Annotated in this window: 16 protein-coding genes and 1 pseudogene; 7 read left to right on the top strand and 10 right to left on the bottom strand. The window is 44.2% G+C overall.

The genetic code is table 11. The features are described 5' to 3' along the window. Position 1 precedes the first annotated feature (1 nt). The 3 genes from AACT52_RS34995 (at position 2) to AACT52_RS34985 (ending at position 4,638) form a co-directional block, all read left to right on the top strand. Positions 2-3,259 (top strand): efflux RND transporter permease subunit, encoded by a 3,258-nt coding sequence (locus tag AACT52_RS34995; protein ID WP_073635032.1) that lies wholly within the window; start codon positions 2-4, stop codon positions 3,257-3,259. Between the two features lie 589 nt (positions 3,260-3,848). Continuing rightward, on the top strand, positions 3,849-4,109 hold the full coding sequence (locus tag AACT52_RS34990) for a hypothetical protein (RefSeq protein ID WP_143172946.1): 261 nt from the start codon (positions 3,849-3,851) through the stop codon (positions 4,107-4,109). A 250-nt stretch (positions 4,110-4,359) separates the two neighbouring features. Further along, positions 4,360-4,638 carry a hypothetical protein gene (locus tag AACT52_RS34985; protein ID WP_073635031.1) on the top strand — a complete coding sequence of 93 codons (279 nt, stop codon included), beginning with the start codon at positions 4,360-4,362 and terminating at the stop codon, positions 4,636-4,638. A 244-nt stretch (positions 4,639-4,882) separates the two neighbouring features. On the opposite strand, the gene AACT52_RS34980 is transcribed toward AACT52_RS34985, so the two are convergent. The 3 genes from AACT52_RS34980 to AACT52_RS34970 all read right to left on the bottom strand — a co-directional run bounded on the left by AACT52_RS34980 (position 4,883) and on the right by AACT52_RS34970 (position 9,473). After that, on the bottom strand, positions 4,883-5,767 hold the full coding sequence (locus AACT52_RS34980) for a hypothetical protein (protein WP_073635030.1): 885 nt from the start codon (positions 5,765-5,767) through the stop codon (positions 4,883-4,885). A gap of 26 nt (positions 5,768-5,793) precedes the next feature. Further along, positions 5,794-7,824 carry a serine/threonine-protein kinase gene (locus tag AACT52_RS34975; protein ID WP_073635029.1) on the bottom strand — a complete coding sequence of 677 codons (2,031 nt, stop codon included), beginning with the start codon at positions 7,822-7,824 and terminating at the stop codon, positions 5,794-5,796. 926 nt (positions 7,825-8,750) lie between these two features. Then, entirely contained in the window at positions 8,751-9,473 is a 723-nt protein-coding gene (locus tag AACT52_RS34970; protein ID WP_073635028.1) for a hypothetical protein, read from the bottom strand. 43 nt (positions 9,474-9,516) lie between these two features. On the opposite strand from AACT52_RS34970, the pseudogene AACT52_RS34965 reads away from it, so the two are divergent. Continuing rightward, positions 9,517-10,299 (top strand): annotated as a pseudogene (locus AACT52_RS34965) (pre-peptidase C-terminal domain-containing protein); the annotation flags it as partial. Between the two features lie 63 nt (positions 10,300-10,362). On the opposite strand, the gene AACT52_RS34960 reads toward AACT52_RS34965, so the two are convergent. Then, positions 10,363-11,397: a WD40 repeat domain-containing protein gene (locus AACT52_RS34960; protein ID WP_073635026.1), complete on the bottom strand. Its 1,035-nt coding sequence runs from the start codon at positions 11,395-11,397 to the stop codon at positions 10,363-10,365. 192 nt (positions 11,398-11,589) lie between these two features. Beyond that, a complete protein-coding gene (locus tag AACT52_RS34955; protein WP_073635045.1) occupies positions 11,590-13,671 on the bottom strand; it encodes a serine/threonine-protein kinase in 2,082 nt (693 codons plus the stop codon). A 628-nt stretch (positions 13,672-14,299) separates the two neighbouring features. Between AACT52_RS34955 and AACT52_RS34950 the strand changes: the two genes are divergently transcribed. Then, positions 14,300-14,503: a hypothetical protein gene (locus tag AACT52_RS34950; RefSeq protein WP_096549336.1), complete on the top strand. Its 204-nt coding sequence runs from the start codon at positions 14,300-14,302 to the stop codon at positions 14,501-14,503. A gap of 335 nt (positions 14,504-14,838) precedes the next feature. Here the strand turns inward: AACT52_RS34950 and AACT52_RS34945 are convergent, their stop codons facing one another. The 5 genes from AACT52_RS34945 to AACT52_RS34925 all read right to left on the bottom strand — a co-directional run bounded on the left by AACT52_RS34945 (position 14,839) and on the right by AACT52_RS34925 (position 20,852). Next, a complete protein-coding gene (locus AACT52_RS34945) occupies positions 14,839-17,076 on the bottom strand; it encodes a glycoside hydrolase (RefSeq protein ID WP_073635025.1) in 2,238 nt (745 codons plus the stop codon). Between the two features lie 173 nt (positions 17,077-17,249). Continuing rightward, the gene (locus AACT52_RS34940; protein WP_073635024.1) at positions 17,250-17,480 is read right to left on the bottom strand and encodes a NifU family protein; all 231 of its coding nucleotides are present in this window, start codon (positions 17,478-17,480) and stop codon (positions 17,250-17,252) included. A 139-nt stretch (positions 17,481-17,619) separates the two neighbouring features. Beyond that, positions 17,620-18,270 carry a DUF3386 domain-containing protein gene (locus AACT52_RS34935; RefSeq protein WP_073635023.1) on the bottom strand — a complete coding sequence of 217 codons (651 nt, stop codon included), beginning with the start codon at positions 18,268-18,270 and terminating at the stop codon, positions 17,620-17,622. A gap of 395 nt (positions 18,271-18,665) precedes the next feature. Beyond that, positions 18,666-20,417, bottom strand: coding sequence for a sensor histidine kinase (locus tag AACT52_RS34930; RefSeq protein ID WP_073635044.1), 1,752 nt, complete (start codon positions 20,415-20,417; stop codon positions 18,666-18,668). Between the two features lie 198 nt (positions 20,418-20,615). Continuing rightward, on the bottom strand, positions 20,616-20,852 hold the full coding sequence (locus AACT52_RS34925; RefSeq protein ID WP_041036982.1) for a hypothetical protein: 237 nt from the start codon (positions 20,850-20,852) through the stop codon (positions 20,616-20,618). Positions 20,853-21,369: 517 nt separating this feature from the next. Here AACT52_RS34925 and lepA point away from each other — a divergent pair. Beyond that, positions 21,370-23,181, top strand: coding sequence for a translation elongation factor 4 (gene lepA / locus AACT52_RS34920; RefSeq protein ID WP_073635022.1), 1,812 nt, complete (start codon positions 21,370-21,372; stop codon positions 23,179-23,181). 409 nt (positions 23,182-23,590) lie between these two features. After that, positions 23,591-23,824, top strand: coding sequence for a hypothetical protein (locus AACT52_RS34910; protein ID WP_073635021.1), 234 nt, complete (start codon positions 23,591-23,593; stop codon positions 23,822-23,824). The last annotated feature ends 285 nt before the right edge of the window (positions 23,825-24,109 follow it).

Raw genomic sequence — 24,109 nt, 5'->3', positions numbered from 1 at the left:
CATGATTTTGTCGATCGCCAATACCTTTATCAAACGCCCGGTCTTAACTACCGTGTGTACCCTACTGATTCTGCTCCTGGGGGGCGTGTGTATTCCGCTGCTACCGCTCAATTACTTGCCAGATATTGCGCCGATTCGCGTTCAGGTCTCTGCAACCTATACCGGGGCAGATGTGGAAACCGTGGAAACTGCGGTGACGACCACGCTTGAGCGACAAATTAACGGTGTTGAGGGAATGCAGTACATGACCTCGAACAGTTCAGCGGGCAGTAGCCAAATCTCAGTATATTTCGGTACGCAGACTGATAAAAATATTGACCAAGTGAACGTGCAGAACCGCATTGCCCGTGCCACACCTCGCTTACCGACGACGGTGCAACAATTTGGTGTGACGGCGCAAACAGCTTCCACAAGCATTTTGTTAGTGTATGCGGTTTATCCAGAAAATAATGAGTATGATGCGCTCTTTATCAGTAACTATATTGATCTCAATTTGCGGGATCAACTCCTGAGAACACCCGGAGTTGGCGATCTGACTATTTTTGGTGAAAAGCAATATGCAATGCGGTTGTGGCTCGACCCGAATGCATTGGCGAGTCGGCAATTAACCGTGACAGATGTCGCCACGGCATTGCGATCGCAAAACATTCTTGCAGGAGCTGGAACCTTGGGTCAACAGCCTGTACCTCCGGGTCAAAGCTATGAAATTCCTCTGCGAGTCAATGGTCAGTTCAAAAATGCTTCAGAGTTTGAGAACCTCGTCATCAAAGTGGGGAGTAATGGGGACTTAATCAAACTCAAAGATGTGGGTCGTGCCGAACTAGGGAGCGAGACTTACGCGAGTAATGCGAGGAATAATGGCAAGCCTGCGATCGGCATAGCAATTTATCAGTTACCAGGCAGTAATGCGCTGGATGTGGCGAGAAACGTCCAGGCGCAGATGAATGACCTGATGAAGGAGTTCCCACCCGGATTAAAAGCCCAGATTGTTTACGATACCGTTGGGTTTGTGCAAGCGTCGCTCGAAGAAGTGGTGAAAACGCTTGTTGAAGCGATCGCCCTCGTCGTGTTGGTGATTTATCTGTTTCTACAGGATTGGCGAGCAACCATTATTCCCGTTGTTGCGATTCCCGTTTCGCTGATCGGCGCTTTAGCTTTTGCTTACGTGTTTGGATTCTCACTGAACAATTTAACCTTATTTGGATTAATCTTAGCGACAGGATTAGTCGTTGATGACGCAATCATCGTCGTAGAGGCGATCGCTGGCAAAATTGAACAGGGAGTCAGACCGTATCAAGCGTCGGTCGAAGCAATGGAGGAACTGACTGGGGCGGTAGTTTCAACTTCACTTGTGTTGATGGCAGTCTTTATTCCTGTGGCGTTTTTTCCGGGTTCGACCGGGAGAATGTATCAGCAGTTCGCGTTAGTGATTGCGTTTTCGATCGCAATCTCAACGTTTAATGCGCTTTCGTTCAGTCCCAGTATATCTGCGATTTTGCTACGTCCACCACAACCCAAACGGGGTCCAATAGGCTGGTTTTTTAACCGATTTAATCAGGTATTGGGATGGGTGATTCAACGGTTTATCGCGATCGTCAAATTTCTGATTCGCATCCGTTACGCTGTCATTGGATTGTTTGTGGTGGGTTTAGCCGCAACCTACTTTATGTTCACGCATGTTCCCACAGGATTTGTTCCGACTGAAGATCAGGGCATTGTCTTAGGCATTATTCAAGCTCCAGATGGGGTTGCTCTTGGTTATACCGACAAAGTGATTCAAAATCTTGAACAAATTCTGCAAAAAGAACCAGAGATTGATAACGTTTTCGCGACTTCAGGATTTGGCTTTGCAGGTAGTGGGTCAAATCGAGGCGTGTTCTTTGCCAAGCTCAAACCGTGGGAAGAGCGCACTAGACCCGAGCAAAGTTCGTCTGCAATCTTAAAGCGAATCAATGGCGCATTTCAAACAATACCAGAAGCCATTATCACCGCAGTCAGTCCCCCTCCCATTCAAGGCTTCAGTACGTTGGGTGGATTTGAGCTACAGCTTGAAGACCGCACCAACGGGCGATTGACAATCGATGATTTTTTTGCTAACTCCCAAGCGGTTTTAGCGCAAGCGAATCAAAAACCAGCCCTTAGCGGCAACGTATTTACGCAGTTTACCGCCAGTACCCCACAGTTTGAAATCAACTTTGATCGCAATCGTCTTGAAGCACTCAACGTCGATTTTCAGCAAGCTGTAAACACACTTGGAGCCGCAATTGGCTCGCAGTATGTCAACGATTTTACTCTGGGACAGCGGAGCTACCGCGTTTATGTTCAAGCAGAGGGCAACTATCGTCGTTCGCCAGATGATATTCGTCAGCTTTATGTGCGATCGGCAAACAACCAAATGGTTCGATTGAGTGAGGTTGCAACACTCACACCCATTACAGGTCCAGCCGTGATCTCTCACTACAACGGCTTCCGCGCAATCAATCTCCAAGGTAGAGAAGCACAGGGCTACAGTAGTGGACAAGCGATTCAGGCGATGCAGCAAGCTGTGAACGAAGCAGCAATACCAGGTGTTGGCAGTGATTGGACGGGAACTGCTCGCGAAGAATTAGCTGCAGGTAACTTGGGCATTCTGATTTTTGGCTTCGGAATCGTTATGGTGTTTCTGACGCTTTCCGCTCAGTATGAAAGTTATATTGACCCCACGATTATTTTGTTGACCGTACCATTAGCGTTGTTGGGTGCGCTGAGTGCGCTCGCATTGCGAGGTTTGGTGAACGATGTCTACGCAAACGTAGCATTAGTAATGTTGATTGGACTCGCCTCGAAAAACGCGATTCTGATCGTTGAGTTTGCGAATCAAGCTTTTGAAGGGGGCATGACAATTCCCCAGGCTGCCTTAACTGCTGCCCAAGAGCGGTTTCGACCGATTGTCATGACTTCCAGTGCGTCGTTGCTCGGATTTTTCCCCCTCGTCATCGCCACAGGTGCGGGTGCTGCGTCACGTTGGTCGTTGGGAACGGCGTTGTTTGGGGGGTTACTCGTGGCAACGATTTTGAGTTTGCTCATCGTTCCAGTATTGTACGTAATCATCAAAAATTTGGAAGAACGCTTCTTAAAGCGCAAACCTTCTCATCGATCTAAGCCGCCTTCCTCAAATAGACATGAGGATCAACAAGCAACAGCGATCGCACAACCTAAATCGGCTGTGACTGTAACGCAAAACGCCGATGATAACGCGCCTAATGATTCAACGCGTTGAAAAAGAATGCAGAAGCCAGAATTCAGAATAGTCTGAATTCTGGCTCGTGAATTCTTGATAAATGAATGCAAGACTTTGATAAGTAGAAAGGCGCAAATAAACAGAAGTATTTAACTCATCCTCCGGCTTCTCATGAAACTAAACGCAGTGAAAGTTTCATAACCGGGGGATTTCGAGTCATTAGTCATTAGTCCTAAGTCCGAGCGTACGTTTTTCACGATATATATGAGCGTAATTAATCATACTAATGACTGATGACCAATGACTAATGACAAGACGGGGAACGAGAAATCATCCCATCCTAGAAGGATGTTGTTGGCGAATAAATGAGGAGCCACACCCCCTAAGTTTCTCGTTCCCTGGCTCAGCCAGGGAATGCACTACTAGGAGGCTCGGCCTCCGGTACTTAGAGGCAGAGCCTCTTCGCTGGCATTTCCAGCCTCAGGCTGGAAACGAGTTTATCAGGGGTATCACCCCACACGAATTGACCAACAACATCCTAGAAGGGGCGGGCTTTCTCGCCGTCTTTTCAGTAACGAAAAGTAAACTTAGCTAAAACCGTTACATAAATCCTACTCAACTCTAATCTATGCTTATCAAAGCTAATCAATTAATGTTGAGTTTCGTTTATTTCCTGCAACAGGACTGGAGATGTCGGCATCAACCAGTCCACAGGCGCGAGAACGGTCTAACTGACCGCTATATGTGTCGAAGTTATAAAAAAACTTCTTTTGAGGCGCTACTAACGACCCTCTGTCTATGGAGCCTGCACTTCGCCTGTGGCACGTTTATCAAACGCCAGTCTAAGCTGGAAGGGTTATCCTCTGACGGCACGGTTGTTAACCGTTAATAATGCCAATATCCTAGCATATTTCCCGTAATGCCTACTCAAAGTTGACTAGTTATGAAGAGAAATGCGTAGGAATTATGTTACAGTTTCCAGCCCTCTTCGCTTCAGCATAGCTGCCTGTCTTAACGATAAATATTCACGCCGACCTACTTATTACAAGAGGTAAAAATTAAGCTACCACTTTGTGAGATGCTGCGACAATGAAGCTATACCCTAATAATCTAGCAGGGGTATTAAGGATTGGAGCAAAATGAACGCCAAACTAATCGCTTTCTCTGCCATTGTGACCGCATTTTTAGGTGCAGGAATAGGTTTTGTTATTGCTCATTTACTTCCTTGCCCCTACACGAGTCAAATGTATAAAAATTTGGATCAAAAATACGCCATTATTGGTGCAGTTGCTGGCTTACTGATTGGTTCAAGTCAGGAAATGATTCGAGAACTCAAGCAAGAGCGCGATGCAGAAGAAGACTTGTTGCGAGATCTGGACAAAGCCATTCGCTCAAGTACCAACAAAAAAAATTACTGATTCTGTTAGTACAATATTAAAGAAGATGCGCTCAAGTATTGCTATTTCACAGTTTTTTAAGAAATTTTGTTTAATAAATATTAAGTCCATCTTTATATAGAATTCGTATTATAAGTACACATAAATTATCCGTGTTTACCCCCCTCATTTGCTCTACAAGAAGAGGGAAGACAGAGGAAAAAATGTTATTTAGTGTTTATCTGTGGTTTCATTTTCATAGCAATTGACTTTTGTAAGAGCTTTATTAAGCACCTCCAAGTAGAACTTGACTTATTTCTACAGCAACCTGCTGATTTTCCCAATAGCGGGTATGAGAATCAACAGCAAACCAACCCGTATTGACTAAAACATCTTTGATTGAACCTTGAGGTCTAGTTGGATTCAAACTAAACAGCTTTTCTAAAGGGTAAGCAATAACATCTTGTTCATCATAAAAGTTGAGCCAAGTTCGCTTAATACCTTTTTCTATATCATCGTTAACAGGATTTTTAATGGAATTAAATTTCTTCCCATCTTTCCACAAATCACCTTTACGTAACAAAAATAAACCAATTGGAGAGCCTAAGGTAAAGAGATGACGGAAGTTAACACCTAATTGAGAAATTTTATTAGGAGATAGTTCGCTTTGATGTTCAAGACCTTCAGATTCTGGTAGAAACAAATTATTTTCTTCAAATAAGTTAAACAAGTAGTCAAAAACAATGATTGAACCAAGAGAATGAGCAATAATACTATAGGGTAAGCCTTTGCTAACATGAGGTTCCATTTGCTGCCAAACTCTGCGCCGAATATTGTTATCATTCTCAGATACATAAGCAGCAACATCACCCATAAAAAATGTGATGAATTTACGAATTCCACGAATTGGATGCATTACGTCGCTAAAAGGTAATTTTTTTTGAGTGACTTCTAATTGGGGAAATGCTGCATCAAAAATTGTAAGTTCTGCATCAGAAGTGACGCTTTGCCAGTTAATATATACAGCTTCAAATTGATTATTAAACACATCTAGTGGAACTTTACATTGAGTACAGTAGGAATTTGCGATCGCCGTCCACAAAACACGGTACTCATTTTCCGAATAGCTTTCACCCATACCGTGAATAAAAAATAAAATATGTTTGGTCATGGCTTTTTTAAATTAATAAATCAGAACTAATGAGGCATCCGCCAAATCTTGATAATGTTATCAGCACTGCCACCGCTGGCAATGGTCTTTCCGTCTGGGCTAATGGCGACGGAATAGATATAGCCAGAATCCTTCTGTAAAGTGCGAATTTCCTGTCCGGTTGCTGGATTCCAAAGTTTAATAGTGTTGTCATTGCTACCACTAAGGAGAACCACTCCATTCGGAGTTTTGTCGTTAAGAGCACTTGACATATATGCAACAGAATTAACTTTGTCGGAATGCTGCCTCAGGGTGTGAGTAACTTCTCCTGTAACCAAATTCCAGAGTTTGATTGTCTTGTCCTTGCTACCACTAGCAAGAGTGACACCATCCGGACTAAAAGCAACAGAAAGAACCATATCAGAATGTCCTTTAAAGGTGCGAATTTCCTTTCCTGTTCCTAAGTTCCACAGTTTAATCGTCTTGTCCCAACTCCCACTTGCAAGGGTTCCACCATCCGGACTGAAGGCGACAGAAGCAACTGCATTGGAATGTCCTTTGAAAGTACCAATTTCCTGACCTGTTTCTAGATTCCATAGTTTAATTGTCTTGTCTAAACTTCCACTAGCAAGGGTTTTGCCATCTGGGCTAAAGGTGATGGAAGATACCCCACCAGAATGTCCCTTTAAAGTGCCGATTTCCTCTCCTGTTTCTAGATTCCATAATTTGATGGTTTTGTCTGCACTCCCACTAGCAAGAGTTTTACCGTCAGGAGAAAAGGCGACAGCCCAAACCCATCCCGAGTGTCCCTTAAGAGTGCGGATTTCTTGTTGGTTCACTACATTCCATAGTTTAATTGTGTTATCATCACTGCCACTGGCAAGCAACTTGCCATCACCAGAGAAGGCGACAGAGTTAACATCGCTGGAATGTCCTTTCAGGGTGTTGGGTGAATCAGAATCTTCCGAGGTTCTAGTTATCGGCTGACTGGGTATAGAAGGCTTGGTGATGAAGAGTGGACGAAAGTATGAATACCATCCTGCTAATCCCAACAGCACAACTCCAGCACCAAGCAACAAATATTTCTTTAGCTTACCGTCTGGTAGTAATGAAGTTAATTGCTCTGATGATGGGGCGACTGAAAGTAAGGTTGAGGATAGTGGTTGTGACTGACGTAACACGTCCTTATAAACTTCATCAGCCGATTGATAACGCTTTTGAAAGTCTACTTTTAACAGCTTGTCTAAAACTTTAGCCAATTTTAGGCGTGAAATTGTTCCACTTTGACCAGGTTGGTTCAAATATCGCTGCCAATGATTCACCCAACTATATCCATGTTGCATCCATAGTTTAGATGGAGAAACCCCAGTCAGCAAATGAAAACAAGTTGCACCCAAACTGAATAAATCACTAGCTGGGTAAGCTTTTCCATCTTGCATCTGTTCGATCGCCGTATAACCGTGCGAACCAATCGTCGTGCCAATTTTAGTCTGCACAGTTGCGGTAAGCTGTTTTGAAGCTCCAAAATCAATCAGCACCAATCGGCGATCGCTATCACGGCGGATAATATTCTGTGGCTTGATATCTCGATGAATCACCCCACGTGCATGGATAAAGTCAAGCACAGGCAGTAAATCCAGCAAAAGTTCTCGAATTTTGCTTTCATTGTAAGTTCCCTGTGTCTGCAATTCTTTTAGTAAATTCTGTCCTTCGATATATTGCTGGACTAAAAACAGGTATTTATCCTGCTCAAAGTAAGCCAAAAGTGTAGGAATTTGATGATGTTGTCCCAACTGCTGAAGCTGTTTTGCCTCTTCTTTAAATAACTCCACCGCCTTTTTCAAAGCAGAAGTTTCCTGGAGTTTTGGTGCTAATTGCTTAACAACGCAAGGTTCATTCAGCTTGTCTATATCCTCTGCTAGGTAAGTTCTGCTAAATCCCCCTTCATCAGACAGTACATTAATGACACGATAACGACCCCTCAACAAAGGAATCAATGGTGTATTGCAACTTCGGCATTGCTGGCTACCATCTGGATTTAAAGGATTTTGGCAATCGGGATTCAGGCAGCAGAGCATACTGGGAATCCATGTGCAGGTTGAGTATATGTTAACGTTAAGCGATGCCGTATAATTTTGCCATCTTCTGTCTGACTCAATAAGATTGTCATTTTACATAAAGGCGCTTTGCTTTGTTGTCAACTAACTATCTTACAATCTAAGTGGATTTCAGGGCATTCAGCTTGAGCGATACATATGGATATGCTTGTGTGCCTAAACTCTACCTGTTATCTATTTCATCCTGTTTTGCCTGTTCTCCGGATTCTTACGCTTAGTCTGAATGCGATAAGACAAACCATTTTGCGTGTGCAAAAGGCAATTTGTGATTTTAACGCATTGATATACTACTTATTATTATTGACTTTAAGAAACTTGTTACCCCTGAAGTTGAAGTCAGCTTCTTCATCACCTTAACAAGTTGAGGAACATTTTTACTCCAGCATAGTCATAATACTGCTTTTTGTGTTTTTTTGTCATCACAAATATGTAAACCGTACAAGGTAATGATTTATTTGTAGAAAAAATAACGGCAATTTGTCACCCTATTTCAGTAAAATTTATACAGGTAAATCAACTTTTTTTAGTTCTGCTTGACAAGCAAAAAGCAAATTAAGCAGAACGTAGTACATAAGCCAAATAAAACAAGGTGTAAATCTATCTTTAGCAAGGTATCAATCTACCTTTAGATTGAATTGGGAAATAAAAAATGAGGAGTGAATAATGGCAGGAAAAAATAATAAACACTATAAAGATAGATTAAACTTTGTTTTAATTTTGTGCATGAGCAGTAGTTGGTTGACAACGAGTTATGCTCTACCTATAAAGGTTTTGGCAAATCCGCTACACTCTCAACACTTCATAATTGCCAAACCACCAGATGAGAGACAACCAGAAGCGGTAGAAAAAGGAATTGAGCAAATCCCTGTGGCTCAACCGCCTGTATCTCAACAACGCAAACAACCTATTGAGTCACCTTTACCTCCTGCTACTGCACCCACAGCCCAGGGGAGTACCACCTCAACACCTGTGCCTTCCGCCACTGGCACCACTTCTGCACCCACAGCCCAGGGGAGTACTACCCCAGCGCCGAAACCAACAGCCACTGGCACGACTTCTGCACCCACAGCAACCGGTACTACTACCTCAGCGCCGAAACCAACAGCCACTGGCAGAACTTCCACACCCACAGCAACCGGTACTACTACCTCAGCGCCGAAACCAACAGCCACTGGTAGGACTTCCACACCCACAGCAACCGGTAGTACTACTTCAACACCGAAACCAACAGCCACTGGTAGGAGTTCCACACCCACAGCAACTGGTAATACCACCCCAACACCGAAACCAACCGCCGCTGGCAGAACTTCCACACCCACAGCAACCGGTACTAGCACCTCAGCGCCGAAACCAACAGCCACTGGCACCACTTCTGCACCCACAGCAACCGGTAGTACTACCTCAGCACCGAAACCAACAGCCACTGGCACCACTTCTGCACCTACAGCAACGCGTAATACCACCCCAACACCGAAACCTGCCGCCGCTGGAACCACTTCTACACCTACAGCAACGCGTAATACCACCCCAACACCGAAACCTACCGCCGCTGGCACGGCTTCTCCACCCACAGCAACGGGGGCTACCATCTCAGTACCTAAGCCTTCCACTACCAGTTATCCTTCCACACCCACAGCGACACGTACTACTACCTCAGGTCGTCGTTCTACTTCTTCACGCCAAAGAGATCGCCAGCCTGCTAATGTGGGTTCGCCACTTGCTACTTCCATAACACCTACTTTTAAAGAGATTAATTTTGTAGATATTGCCTTCGGTGTTCTGGCTCCAGGTGACTATCAGTCGCAAGGCAGATATTTTCATTTTTACCAGTTTGAGGGCAGAGAAAACCAACTGATTCAAATTAGACTCACGGGCAGTGCGGATCAACGTCGCTCAAACAATTTGAGTCTAGACCCCTACTTGCTTCTGCTTGACCCTAATAATCAAGTTCTTTTAAAACGAGGTACTGGCGGCGGAGTAGATAATCGAGGAGTGAAGGATGCATTTATATTTGTACGATTGCCCGCGAAGGGTACTTACAAAATTGCAGTCACAAGCCAAAACCCAGGACAAAAAGGTCGTTATAGCATAGCTCTCAGGAATGATAGAGCCAGCTACAGTTTAGATAAATCCAGCGAACTGACATCAGAGGGCTTGACCCTGAAACAAAATAGAAGCCCTTATAATGTTTCCAAGTTTCAGGGTAAGAAAAACCAGCTTGTTAGTATCCGTGTGGATAGTATTTTTGAGCAGTTTTCTCCGTATATAGTCTTGCTAAATTCTAAAGGGCAAATCGTAGCCTCAGATAGTGACAAAGACGGCAAGTACAGTGCTCTCATTGACCGCGCTAGGCTGCCGGAAGATGACACTTACTACATAGTGGTTATTTCAGCGAATGCGCAGGAACGGGGCACATACCGATTGACGCTCTTTTAAAAAGAATTATGAATCTTGAATAATGAATGATGCAAAACTTCATGATTCGTTATTCATGATTCATCATTTTGCAGCAACGTGCCAAATCTTAATAGTCTTGTCAAAACTGCCACTAGCAAGGGTTTTACCATCTGGACTAAACGCCACAGACCAAACCCTGCTGGTATGCCCGCTTAAAGTACCTATTTGCTCTCCAGTAGCCAAATTCCAAAGTTTGATAGTTTTGTCCCAACTACTACTGGCAATGGTTTTGCCATCAGGGCTGACAGCGACAGATAAAACCTTGTTAGTGTGCCCTGTAAAGGTAGAAATTTCTCTTTGCTTAGTAACATTCCATGATTTGATGGTTTTGTCCCAACTGCCGCTGACTAAAGTGACACCATCAGGGCTGAAAGCAAGGGAGGAAACAGCCTCGGAATGCCCTTTGAGGGTATGAATTTCCTTTCCTGTCGCTATGTTCCACAAATTAATGCTGTTGTCAAAATAGTTACCGCTAGCAAGAACCTTTCCATTTGGACTAAACGCAACGGTGTTAACGACGTCGCAACCACCTCTAAGGGTGCGGATGTTCTCGCCTGTAGCCAACTTCCACAGTTTAATAGTCTGGTCCCAACTGCCACTAGCAAGGGTTGAACCATCAGCACTGATGGCAACAGACTGCACTGAAGCTAAATGTCCTGTCAGAGTCCGGATTTCTTTTCCAGTATCAAGATTCCACAGTTTGATTGTCTTGTCAGCACTTCCACTGACAAGGCTCTTGCCATCTGGGCTAAATGCTACTGAATTAATCCACTGAGAATGCCCTATTAGAGTCCGGATTTCCTTTCCAGTATCGAGATTCCACAGTTTGATGGTCTTGTCTCCACTGACACTGGCAAGAGTGTGTCCATCCGGGCTGATGGCAACAGCCAAAATGGAGTCGGAGTGTCCTGCAAGGGTGTAGGCTGCAGATAAATTTCCCAAGGGTGTCGTTTGAAGTTGACTGTTGTCAGAAAATACACTAGTGGCAGCAGGGGAAGATTGCCAATACCAAACTCCGCCAACTCCCAAAAGTGCGATCGCTACACCCGTCAACACTTTAATTTTTGAGTCAGTCATCTTTACATAACGCCTGCCAATTCTACAGTTGTGTTGCTCTCACATTGCTGCTCAAAAGAAACAGAGAGCATCTTGCTTGTTTGCGAATACATTTACTTACCAATTGAGGCGATAATATTCCGGATTATTCATCACACTCCATAGGTATTTGTTGTAGCATTGCCAAGCTAAAAGCCTTGAAAACAAAGAAATTTAAAAAGACATTTGCCAAATCTTAATAGTTTTATCGTCACCTCCACTGACAAGAGTCTTTCCATCCGAACTAAAGACGACAGATTGAATTCCATCAACATGACCCCTGAGTGTGCGAATTTGCTGTCCTGTTGCCAAATTCCAGAGTTTGATGGTTTTGTCAAAACTGCTACTGGCAAGGATTTTGCCATCGGGACTAAACGCAACAGAGGTCACTTTGCCAGAATGACCTTCGAGTGTAAGAATTTGCTGTCCTGTTGCCAAATTCCAGAGTTTGATGGTTTTGTCAAAACTCCCACTGGCAAGGGTATTGCCATCGGGACTAAACGCAACAGAGGTCACTTTGCCAGAATGACCTTCGAGTGTACGAATTGGCTGCCCTGTTGCCAAATTCCAGAGTTTGATGGTTTTGTCAAAACTGCCACTGGCAAGGGTTTTGCCATCGGGACTAAACGCAACAGACCGAACCCAATTAGAATGCCCCCTGAGTGTGCGAATTTCATCACCTGTTGCCAAATTCCAAAGTTTAATCGTGTTGTCATCGCTGCCATCGGCAAGTATCTTGCCATTATGACTAAAGGCAAGGGTATGAACTGAGTTAGTATGTCCCTCCAAAGTGCGGATTTCTTGTCCCGTTGCCATATTCCAAATTTTGATAGTTGTATCCTCGCTACCACTCACCAGGATTTGCCCATCTGAACTAATACTCAGGAAATTAACTGTATCGGTATGCCCGCTTAGGGTAGAGATTTCTTGCCCCGTTACCAAACTTAACAATTTGATAGTGTCATTGCTGTTACTGGCAATTGTTTTGCCATCCGGGCTAATAGCGACAGATAAAATTGAGTTGGAATATCCTTTGACAGTAGAGGCTAAGGAAAAGTGCCCTAAAAGAGGTTGTGGACGCTGATGAAAAATCACATCTCGATTGGCAGCGCTTGTGTTTGATTGACTCAAACTAGAGGATATTCTCATTCCCAGACTACGGAATTGCTGATACCAAAATTTACCCGAACTCAATAAGATGATGGCACTAAAAGCCAAGACTGAATTTCTCAACAAGATATATCGTTTTGGTACAGATGGCGACTCAGTCGTTGGTAATTTTGTTGTGTGCTTTGTTGCAGTTGCTGCTCTTAATTGTGATGGCAGTTGCTGCTTGACGTTCAAGTCTGCAAGTACTTCATTGGCTGATTGGTAGCGATGCTGCATATCTTTTTGCAACAGCTTATCGAGAACTTGTGCCAATTCTGCAGTAATTGGGCTTTTGAGATATTGCTGCCAATCTTGTACCCAGCTATAGCCATATTCTGCCCACAGTTTAAAAGGGGAAACTCCAGTGAGCAAATGAAAGCAAGTCGCCCCGAGACTGAACAAATCACTTGCTGGATAAGCCGAACCATCTCTTATCTGTTCAATAGGGGAATAGCCTTGTGAGCCAATGGAAGTCCCCATTTTCATCTTTACTTTTGCCGTTAACTGCTTTGCAGAGCCAAAATCAATGAGAACTAAATTGCCGGCTCCTCCTGAAACCACTGTTGTTGAGGATAGAGAAGCTCGACGGCGGATAATATTTTGTGGTTTTATATCTCGATGAATCACTGCTTGCTCATGGATAAACTTCAAAACGGGCAGTAAATCCAGCAAAATTTCTTTAATTTCACTACAGTGATACTTCTTCTTCTGTTGCAATTCACTTAACAAATTTTGCCCATCGATAAACTGCTGTACCAAATACAGGTAGTTACCTTGCTCAAAGTAAGCCAAAAGCGTGGGAATTTGGGGATGCGCTCCTAGTTCTTGCAGTCGCTGAGCCTCTTTTTGAAACAATTCCATTGCTTTATTAAGCGCCCAAGTTCCTTGGACTCTTGGTGCCAGTTGTTTGATAACGCACCGTTCATTTAATTTATCTATATCTTCTGCTAAATAAGTTCTACCAAATCCACCTTCATCAGAAAGAACTTGAATGATATGGAAGCGATTTCGCAGCAGTGGCACCAGTGGGGTGCTGCACGTTTGGCAAAGGTTCTTTCCATGAGGATTTAGAGGATTTGGGCAATCAGGATTAAGGCAGCAGATCATCATTTGGTAGGCGCGACTGCGTGACACATTACGCTTAAGTTATCCCTGATTCTTTTCATAATAATTAATGGTTCTCCTTATTATACAAAATCTCAATTCCAAAAGTTTTTAATGTCAAAACATTAAGGGCTTTACTTGAATGTCCGCAAATGCTAAAAATGATGGTATTAATAAGAACTAATTAATGACAGAAAATGATGACAAAATACTAAGTTCCATTTCATTTATTATTAATGAAAAAGCCAGATGTACAGAGATAATTGATGCATAGTTACCTTTTTCAATCTATTAATTCATGAAACATTCAAATTTTGCAATATTTTGATGAAATGTAGCTAAAATAGTCATAACTCTGGTTTTTAACCTTTTTATTTTAATGAGTCACAATTCTTAATTTGATACATCAGGTAAGTGACACTTCAACTCACCATCAAATTCTCCACACTCTATAGCGCAACTCAATTGAATCAAGTAATTATTTATCTGTGTCCATCTGTGTCCATCTGTGGTTGATTATTTCTTTGGTGTACCTGACTCCGGGTTCTTACCGCTATAATTCACGGCTAGCGCAGGTACTTCGTAGTACTTTGCACTGACGACAATTGTTAAGTAAACAAGCCCAAATAAATTGAGCTATATAAAGATTTGTAAAAACCCCGCAAACCGATGCCCTAGGGACTTCCAAATAAAAAATATTCAATCGGTCTTAGACAACGAGGAGAAAGAGGGCAAGGTAGACTTGGGGGAAGAAGTCGTCTTTGGCGATCGCGCGGAGCGCAGTGGGAAGCACGAGGGCAATCGCGATCCGGGAAGCTTGGAACTGCACAGTTGACCAAGCTGACTTTGCTTTAAAACATCCATATTAAAACATCCATATAACAATGTTATATTTTCGGAGATAGGCGATTCATTAAGCACAAAGCCTTATTGAACTCTAAAGTCTTTTCAATCTAACCAAAAACTTTTTTTTTCGCTAGTAGTAATACGATATCTTTGCGAAATCGTAACTTTTCCAGGACTCCACCAGCGCAATGAAAGATGGAAAAATTAAGGAATAGAAGGGTTCTAGGGGTGTAGGAACGCAGCGGTCTTGCGCCCTACATTATAAATTTTAGATTTTGAAGAGGAAATTTCCCCTTTCTCCTCCTACACTTAGTGTAAAATGACTCAAGGTACTTCAATCGGAATCAAAGCATTCTCTGGGAGATAATTGCAGAAACGCCCTTCATCTGCAAGCACCAAAATCAGCCGTAAGGGATAATCTGGCGGAACTTGCAAATCTGCCCAAGGTACCGCCACCTCCAAACACTTGGTCAAGGCAACTTGAGCGCGGCTCGCACGCGGATGCCATTGATAATCCTCCCCTGCTTCGCGAAACTGTATTGATTGCGTCAGTAAATTAACCTCTAAATGGTGGTGAAACTGGTAATTTACTGGGGATGTATCCGGCACTTCTGCTAAGGGAACAGGGCTGTTGTGCATGGTTTTGTCGGGATAATACCACAGTAAATTCAACTCTGGTGGTAAATCCTTTCCTGGTTGAATGCCTGCTTTGAAATCTACCCGTAAATAGAAATTCAGGTGATCCACGCCGTACCAAAGCCGCTGAATTGCACTGCTGTTATGCATTGTTCCCCGCGCCCCGCCGACTTCTATGCGTCCGGCTTTGTCCCAGTCTTGCTCATCACCTCGACCATCAATGACTGGATGAATAAAGCTTTGTGGGCGATGATCAGCCTGTGCCTCGTGGATTTCTACGGGTTGGCGGAGATAAGCAGGTATAGGTTCATTCAGCGCCTTGTATATCCTGTACAAATGCTCTCGAAACAACTGGTCGAAGATGGCATCGTGATTCGAGGAATGCCCGACACCAAACCACCAAAACCAGTCAGAACCTTCTGCTGCATACAAAGCTTCCCATGCTTCGGGATTGTTTTCTTCCGTTGCTTCTGGATGATTGGCTAAAGTTGCCCTGGCTTGCGTTAGGTAATCCCAAGCGCGATTTTTAGCAGCGTCACCGATCCAAGTGGTGAAGCTGCCATCCACCCAAGAACCACTGTGCAGTTGCTCTCCTGGGATAGTTGCTGTTGGCGGAAACTGTTCGACAAATTCTGAAACGGTAACGAGTTTCAGGTGTGGTTCGTTACTCAGGCTTTGATACAAAGCGTCTAAAAAGGGTTTGCCATCTTGGGGATAATATTCCCAGCAGTTTTCACCATCTAAGGCAATGGTGACTAACCAAGGTTGTTCGCTTTGGCTGTCTCTTTGCTTTCGGGCGATCGCCTGCAAGTGACCCACCAAGTCTGCGGCTGCCTGCTTTGGCGGCATGGAACCGTAGGTAAAGCCAATTAAATCTGATAATCTATGATCCCGAAAGACAATAGACACGTCACCTGCTGGAGTTTGCAAGCGGTATGGTTGGTACAGCACCTCTGGGTTTTGGACGTTCCCGGCATTATCGCGCTGAAAAAAGTGTTTCAACGTCCAGCCCAGCACCGCTTCATCTGAGCAAATCCACTTAAATCCTTGATTTATAATATACGGTAATATTTCTGGACTAACGGATTGTTCTGAGGGCCACAAACCTCGTGGCGTTCTTCCAAACCTCTCTACATATAAATCCCAAGCTTTCCGCAAGTGCCGGGGAATATCTTCTGCCCACCTAAACCGATATTCTGGTAAAGTCATATTCGGCACTGCAACTCGACCAGAATTGGTATCGGCAAGCAAAGGCAAGATGGGATGAGTATAAGGCGATGTTGTCACTTCTAACTGCCCGGCATCTTGCATTGCCCGATGTTGCGGGACAATTTTGCTAATGATTTGTCGTTGTTTAGAGTAAATTCGCTGGCGATCGCCTAAAGTAAAATTCCGACCCTGTTTTAACCAAGCTTCAATTTCCGGGTCATCCCAAAACATCGGGTCAATCCATGCCAGATTATGCCAAGCTAATAAATCGCTGTAATCTTGCACCTGCCAGTTTAACAAACACCAAGCATGTCCTTTCTCTTGCCGTTGGTTGTACAACTGAGCATAGCGGGGATGGGGATCAATCAGGGTGTGGTGATTTGCGTCGAAAAAGTGTTCGACGATAAATTCCCGTTGTTGGTCAGAAAGTTGCTCATCTGGTGTTAAGCTCAGTTCCAAATAAGGGTCAAAGGCAGTGCCAGCGATGTAATCTTCAAGCTGCAATATCAGCGATGGTACCAAATTTACCGTTTGGTGCAATCGAGGATAGCGCTCTAGAATCAGCACGAGATCCAAGTAGTCCTTAGTACCATGCAAACGCACCCAGGGTAGACGATAACGCTCTTGACCGGACTGCGAAACGCCGTTGCTGGAAGAAGATTTGTACAGTGGCTGATGTTGATGCCAAATAAAAGCGACGTAGAGAGGATGAGACATAGCAAGAGTCAAGAGTCAAGGGTTAAGGGCAGCCAGCGCAAATGACGCTCCCGCGCCTAGGCGACTGGCGTTCAAGGCTCAAGGCTCAAGAGTCAAGAGTTAAGGGTCTATGGACTTTGGACTTTTGACTTTGGACTTTTGACTTTAAACTCTTGACTCTTGACTAATCACTTTTACATCACTTGCTCAACTTCTGCAATTTCGGGAATCATTTCCCTGAGGCGGCGCTCAATCCCCATTCTCAAAGTCATTGTGGAACTGGGGCAAGAACCGCAAGCACCTTGCAACCGCAGTTTGACAATCGGACCATCAAGTTCTACGACTTCCACATTGCCGCCATCAGACATGAGATATGGGCGCAATTCATCCAAAACTGTTTCGACGTTGTCAATTGTAAGTTCCATAGTTGTAGACCTCTTCCCAAAATTATTATTTTCCAGTGTTGTTAAACCAATCCTAGATCTAATTCCAGCTTGATGACTTTTTGTTCTCTAGCGTTAGTCTTTTGTGAGCCATCAATAACTCATGACTCATGACTCGTGACTAAACAGCTGCTGGTTCTAGTAGCTTAATATTGGAGTAGCTGAACTCAGTTGTCGTGCGAGTGCCATCTTTATACTCTTGCACAACTTGCTTAGTCATCACATAATACTCGGCAATTTTCTCATAAGAATCTTCAAATTTGAGAATGCTGGTCACTTCATTGGTTTTGGAGTTGCGGAAAATCGCATCATAGCGAGTTGCAATGTAGCCAGAACCTGTGTCCAAGCTTTCGTGGGTATCAATGATAAAACCCATGCGACCCATGACCCGACTTACCTGGGAAATTTCCTTGCCCCGGACTTTATAATTTGAACCCATAGAGTCGCCCTTCACCAGGATTTCTATCGCACCATCCGGATCTTCTTGACCAAGACTAAACTCGTGCTTTCCATGAGACTCGTCAAAGCTTGTGCGTTTACGGTGAGTGACTATATCTCGCAATTGAGTATAAATACCTTCTTCCACTTGCTCATCTGCAACACCCGTAACTTCTACGCCGAGGTCGCCGTTTATGCGAATTTTACCTGTGTGGACTTCATTTTCCTGAACAAGTTGCACATCTGCACTGTAGCCAGGAAAGTTTTCATCCCAAGTGTAACGACTTTCGTAAGCGGTTTGGAATAATTGACGGGCTGTTGTTGGATCTGTCATAAAACCTTGCGGGAAGTGTGGAAACCCGAGCCATGACGGCACGGGAGGAAACACGACACGAGGGACTGCGCGTCCCCGTAAAAGGGAGTAGTTTTTGATTGGATATAATCCCAGGAACTAGTAAACCTGTTTCAGTCTCCTCGCCCAACACAACTAAGATGACTGGTCTTTAACCACGACCTAACAAGAGGTCTTACAGATAATCCGAACTGGAGAAGTATTCGGCGATTGTGTACCAAGTTGTGTCTCATGGGCTAGTCATCACTTACGTCACCCGACTTGTTTCGGACAAGCCCAGTAGCTTGAGCCAAGGGTTGATGACATAACCACTTTGACTTCACCTTTTTCAGTTTAGTCTAAAGTAGAGACACCTCATGCATGGTGCGTCTTTTGAACTAATCTTGTGAGTCGCTATCTGAGGATGAAACCATAACTGGTTGTTGATAGAGTGGTACAGTGAATGTGACTGTTGATCCTAGCCCTTCGCCCAAACTGTAAAAATTCACCTCACCTCCCATCGCCTCTACCAGCTTTTGGGATATTGCCAGTCCTAAGCCTGTTCCGCCGTACTGGCGAGTGCGGGAGCTATCTACCTGACTAAATAATTGAAACAGTTTGTCCTGTTTGTCTAGAGAAACACCAATACCTGTGTCGGCAACACGCACTCTTACCATGCCTGGAAATTGTTGGTCTTGAAATGTCACTTTTTTGCGAACGACATCGGCACTGATAGTTATACCGCCTTCATGGGTAAATTTAATAGCATTGCCAACCAGATTTAACATCACTTGCTTCAGGCGCTGGTAATCACCATAGACGATAATTTCATCAGAGGTAGGAGGCTTTTGTATTCGGAAGCTAAGGTTTCTCCCCTCTGCCTGAGGTCCCATAAAGCTTTCTACATCACTAAATAGCTCATCTAAGGTGACCGATCGCAATTCCAGTTCCATTTTGCCAGCTTCAATTCTGGCAATGTCCAACATATCGTTGATAATATCAAGCAGGTAAAGTGATGATTTGTGAGCTTCTTGCAGAAACTGCGTTTGTTCCTCTGGATCGTCTGCCATACCCTCCAGAATCAACTTTAAAAATCCGATGATGCCGTTGAGTGGCGTTCTCAGCTCATGGGTGACATTGGCGAGAAATTCTCTAATGCGGCGGGTGGCTTGTTCGGCTTGTTGACGTGCTTCTTCTAGTTCTTTATATAAGGTAGCGTGGGCGATCGCTGTTCCTAGCTGATCTGCCACCTCTTTTGCCAGTTCAAGTTCCTCTGGGGTGATCTGGGAGCACATTTTGCTCAAGGTGACAGCAATTAATCCATTTGGCTGGTCTTGGTAGCAAGTCGTAACCACTAACATTCTCTGCTGATTGAACAGAGGATGTTGTGGCTTTTCTACTAGAATAGGTTGTAAAGTTGCCAATGCTTGGGTAAAGCCCGGCTCAGAAGCCATATCTATTTCCAAGCCAAGCATAGAACCATTATTTGGTTGGCGGTACTCTGCTATCACCTGCACTTTCGTGCTTGATGATTGGTAGGGACAAATGATGCAGCGTTCCACTTGCAGCGCTTCCCCCAAACTATCCACCGTTTGTTGCCAAATAATATCCAGATCCAATGTCCGCCGGATATTTCTAGTAATTTGGTTGATCAGGTTATGGTGGCGCTGTGAATGTCTCGCTGCTTGCTCTACGGCTGTTTGAGAACCCAAGTTTTCTTCTTGTTTGCTGAGTGCTGTTTGCAGCAGCCGTCCCATGACTAAAACTGTTGTTGGGGTGCTTGCCAAGGAGGATATGATTGGACTGATCACCAACTCCAACTCAAACAACTGCTGACCGTAGCTAAACCAGCACTGATACCTGTCTGGCATCAAAGTTGTTAAAATCCGCTGCAACATGGACAAATATGCTGCCTTATCAACTGGGAAGAAGGCATATTCTTTGCCGCCTTGGTCTTCAACGATTTGCTGTGGGTTTAACCCTAAGCATTCGCTGTATTGCCACCAGAAGGTTAGGTAACGCCCTGTACCATCTTGCGTGTACACCAACTCGGCTCCTAAACTTGCCCATGAGCCATTAGTGTTACTGGTAATATCTTCTAGATTTTTTGACAATATCTTCGACCTTTGGGAGTTAGCAGTAATACTCATGACTCGAGTTGGATAAGTAAATGGCACCCCAAAAAAGCTTTGCTATTCGCTGCTGAAAGTTTGGCATAAATTTTTCAGATTTAGCATACTTGAGCGGCGATTTTTGGTTGTTCTAAAGTCTAGCATCGGAGATTTTACATTTTTTAATCCTCCATATATATCTTACTTTTTAGCTTTTTTTTAGATTTTTTTTTGAGTTTAATCGTTCCATTCCCCTCGAGGTGGTAAAGGTTTACGCACAGGGTTGCGCGTCAGTTCATCATCTCTTGGGGTTTCACCCCTCAGCCACTGGCGGATCGCCACCTCAATCACTTTGCTGGGGTCATTGGTGAGATGCTGAATTTGTTCTAGTAACTCGGAGTCTAGGCGAATAGCAATCTCTACCTTATCGGCAAGTCTTTGTTCCGCATCGGTAGCTTTCTCTTTCATATTCATAGGGTTACTTAGTGAATTTGTTTTTTCCAAGGCTTTGTAAAGTAGGTCTATTCACACAGCGGGGCTGTTGCGGCTTGCAATCGCCCATAAGCCCGTATGAATGCACTTCTTGTTGTTTATTGTACGCCTCTAACTGATGAATACTAGAAGCTATGGATAGACCTTCATAAAACAGGAGCGTTCATTTTGGGAACCTTCTGCTTTTAAGCCAGGGAGGAAACACGGCTCGCGCTCATATCTTCTTGAAAGTCCACAAGTCAATCTTCATTTGTCAGTAGTCAATAGTCAATAGTCATTAGTCATTAGTCATTTGTAGAGACGCGCTAGAGATGAAAGCGTCTGTACATCTTCTTGTCCCGTCGTCCTGAGCCAATAATTTTGATTTTTGAGTTATGGTTGTTGTTCTCTTGTCCCCTCGTCTCCCCTTGCAGTCTTCACCGTCTCACCTAAGAAAGCATTAAAATACGTTAAGTATATTGCTCTTTTATCCCTTGTTGCCGCTAAAGCAAAGAAGTATATGACTGACGTTCCCGCAGCTCGCATTCGGAATTTTTGTATTATTGCTCACATTGATCATGGGAAATCTACTCTAGCAGACCGCTTGCTGCAAGTGACAGGCACTGTGGATAAGCGGGAGATGAAGGAACAGTTTCTCGACAACATGGATTTGGAACGGGAGCGCGGCATTACCATTAAGCTGCAAGCTGCCCGGATGAATTATAAGGCAAAAGATGGTCAGGAGTATGTACTGAATTTAATTGACACTCCAGGGCATGTGGATTTTTCCTATGAAGTGTCCCGGAGTCTTGCTGCTTGCGAAGGTGCGCTGTTGGTAGTAGACGCTTCCCAGGGAGTAGAAGCGCAAACCCTGGCAAATGTGTATTTGGCTCTAGAGCATAACTTGGAAATTATTCCAGTTTTGAATAAAATTGACTTACCTGGAGCAGAACCAAACAGAGTCATCAGCGAAATTGAAGAAATTATCGGTTTAGATTGCAGCGGTGCAATTCTCGCCTCTGCCAAAGAGGGTATAGGCATTGACGAGATTTTAGAAACCATTGTTGAGCGTGTACCACCGCCACAAAACACGGTGAATGACCGATTAAGAGCATTAATTTTTGATAGCTACTACGACAGCTACCGGGGAGTGATTGTTTATTTCCGGGTGATGGATGGCACAGTCAAGAAGGGCGATCGCGTCTACCTAATGGCATCTGGCAAAGAATACGAAATTGATGAGTTAGGAGTGCTTTCTCCCACCCAAAAGCAAGTGCAAGAACTGCATGCTGGGGAAGTAGGTTATTTAGGCGCAGCAATTAAAGCTGTAGCTGATGCACGGGTAGGAGACACAATAACCTTATCCAACGCCAAAGCTGCTGAACCATTGCCTGGTTACACAGAAGCTAACCCAATGGTCTTTTGTGGGATGTTCCCGATTGATGCTGACCAATTTGGAGACTTGCGCGAAGCTTTGGATAAGCTGAAACTCAACGATGCAGCGCTGCACTTTGAACCAGAAACTTCTAGCGCAATGGGTTTTGGCTTCCGCTGTGGCTTCTTAGGTTTGCTGCACATGGAAATTGTGCAAGAACGCCTAGAACGAGAGTACGACTTGGATTTAATTATCACCGCCCCCTCAGTGGTTTATAAAGTGATCACCGTCAAAGGTGAAGAACTGTACATCGACAACCCCAGTCACTTACCTTCTCCTAACGAACGGGAAAAAATCGAAGAACCTTACGTCCAAGTGGATATGATTACGCCAGAAACTTACGTCGGCACTTTGATGGAGTTGGCGCAAAATCGGCGTGGTGTCTTTAAAGACATGAAATATCTCACTCAAGGACGCACCACACTCACTTACGAGTTGCCTTTGGCAGAAGTAGTTACGGACTTTTTTGACCAAATGAAATCCCGCTCGCGGGGATATGCCAGCATGGAATATCAACTTATTGGCTACCGCGAAAATCCCCTTGTGAAGCTGGATATTATGATCAATGGCGATCCAGTGGATTCCTTGGCGATGATTGTCCATAGGGATAAAGCATACAACGTCGGGCGGTCAATGGCTGAGAAGCTAAAAGAATTGATTCCACGCCATCAATTCAAAGTGCCTATTCAAGCATCAATTGGCAGTAAAGTTATTGCCAGTGAACATATCCCAGCTTTACGTAAAGACGTGCTTGCCAAGTGTTACGGCGGTGACATTAGCCGGAAGAAGAAACTCTTGCAGAAGCAGGCAAAAGGTAAAAAGCGGATGAAATCGGTGGGTACAGTGGATGTACCGCAAGAAGCGTTTATGGCAGTGCTGCGTTTAGATCCGCAGTAATACCATGTTCGGCTAATTAGTTATGATTCCCACATTGACTGCACCCCACCCCTTTATCCCCTCCCCGCTTGCGGTGAGTCCAGCGCTGTAGGCGGGTTTGCCGCCGTAGGCGACTGGCGTAAGCGCAAAGCGCACGCCAAAGGCGAACGCGTAGCGTGCCGTTCGGCGATAGCCGTGGCGCAAGCCATAGGCATACCCGGAGGGGGAGGGGACGTGAAGCGTACCTTTACGGGGGTGAGGTTCTTCAGGAATGATAAGTAATCAACCGAACCTGATATAACCCCATCCCCTTCCCTGTTGACGGGAAGAGTATTGGGAACCGCAGATGTACGCAGATAAGCATAGATAATTTATCTGTGTGCATCTGTGTTTATCTGTGATTTGATATTGAAAATGTTGACTTAACGTCGTGAAAATTCGACTCTACGACCCACATGATTTAGAAGAGATTGTTCAGCTTTGGTATAAAACTTGGTACGAAACATTTCCCAACATTCAACATCCACAGCCATATTCTGCATGGAAATCTCGCTTTCGTGATGATCTGGCTGTCAAAGGAGAAATTTGGGTTGCCGAAGTTGAATCTCACATTGTGGGCTTTGTCGTAGTGATAAAAGAAGAACAGTATTTGGCGTTGAGATAGGAAACGGACAAAAAACAACGCTCGACGTATAATCCTTGAAGCAAAATCTCGTAAGCTAAAGCAGAATAAGAGATTGAGCTAATTACGCGACCAAGGCTCTAAGTTTTCTCATTAAAGCGATTTTTGATTATACGTCAAGTTTTTTAAATGATAATCCCAGCTTTTTTAAGGATTATACGTCTAGTTGGGCCAAATATGAACGTATAACTAGATTTATACGCGCAGCGTTGTTTATAGCGGTTTTCAGTTGGATGCAGTACAATAACCACAATGTTTAAACCAACC

This window comes from Scytonema sp. HK-05, assembly GCF_963872035.1.
Lineage (GTDB): Bacteria > Cyanobacteriota > Cyanobacteriia > Cyanobacteriales > Nostocaceae > Kalymmatonema.
This window is presented reverse-complemented; position numbering and strand designations above follow the sequence as displayed.

Coding starts and splice junctions, on each gene's coding strand:
- AACT52_RS34945 (WP_073635025.1), bottom strand. CDS start 17,076: ATGTCTCATCCTCTCTACGTCGCTTTTATTTGGCATCAACATCAGCCA.
- AACT52_RS34935 (WP_073635023.1), bottom strand. CDS start 18,270: ATGACAGATCCAACAACAGCCCGTCAATTATTCCAAACCGCTTACGAA.
- AACT52_RS34985 (WP_073635031.1), top strand. CDS start 4,360: ATGAACGCCAAACTAATCGCTTTCTCTGCCATTGTGACCGCATTTTTA.
- AACT52_RS34925 (WP_041036982.1), bottom strand. CDS start 20,852: ATGAATATGAAAGAGAAAGCTACCGATGCGGAACAAAGACTTGCCGAT.
- AACT52_RS34930 (WP_073635044.1), bottom strand. CDS start 20,417: ATGAGTATTACTGCTAACTCCCAAAGGTCGAAGATATTGTCAAAAAAT.
- AACT52_RS34975 (WP_073635029.1), bottom strand. CDS start 7,824: ATGCTCTGCTGCCTGAATCCCGATTGCCAAAATCCTTTAAATCCAGAT.
- AACT52_RS34940 (WP_073635024.1), bottom strand. CDS start 17,480: ATGGAACTTACAATTGACAACGTCGAAACAGTTTTGGATGAATTGCGC.
- AACT52_RS34990 (WP_143172946.1), top strand. CDS start 3,849: ATGCTTATCAAAGCTAATCAATTAATGTTGAGTTTCGTTTATTTCCTG.
- AACT52_RS34980 (WP_073635030.1), bottom strand. CDS start 5,767: ATGACCAAACATATTTTATTTTTTATTCACGGTATGGGTGAAAGCTAT.
- lepA (WP_073635022.1), top strand. CDS start 21,370: ATGACTGACGTTCCCGCAGCTCGCATTCGGAATTTTTGTATTATTGCT.
- AACT52_RS34960 (WP_073635026.1), bottom strand. CDS start 11,397: ATGACTGACTCAAAAATTAAAGTGTTGACGGGTGTAGCGATCGCACTT.
- AACT52_RS34955 (WP_073635045.1), bottom strand. CDS start 13,671: ATGATCTGCTGCCTTAATCCTGATTGCCCAAATCCTCTAAATCCTCAT.
- AACT52_RS34995 (WP_073635032.1), top strand. CDS start 2: ATGATTTTGTCGATCGCCAATACCTTTATCAAACGCCCGGTCTTAACT.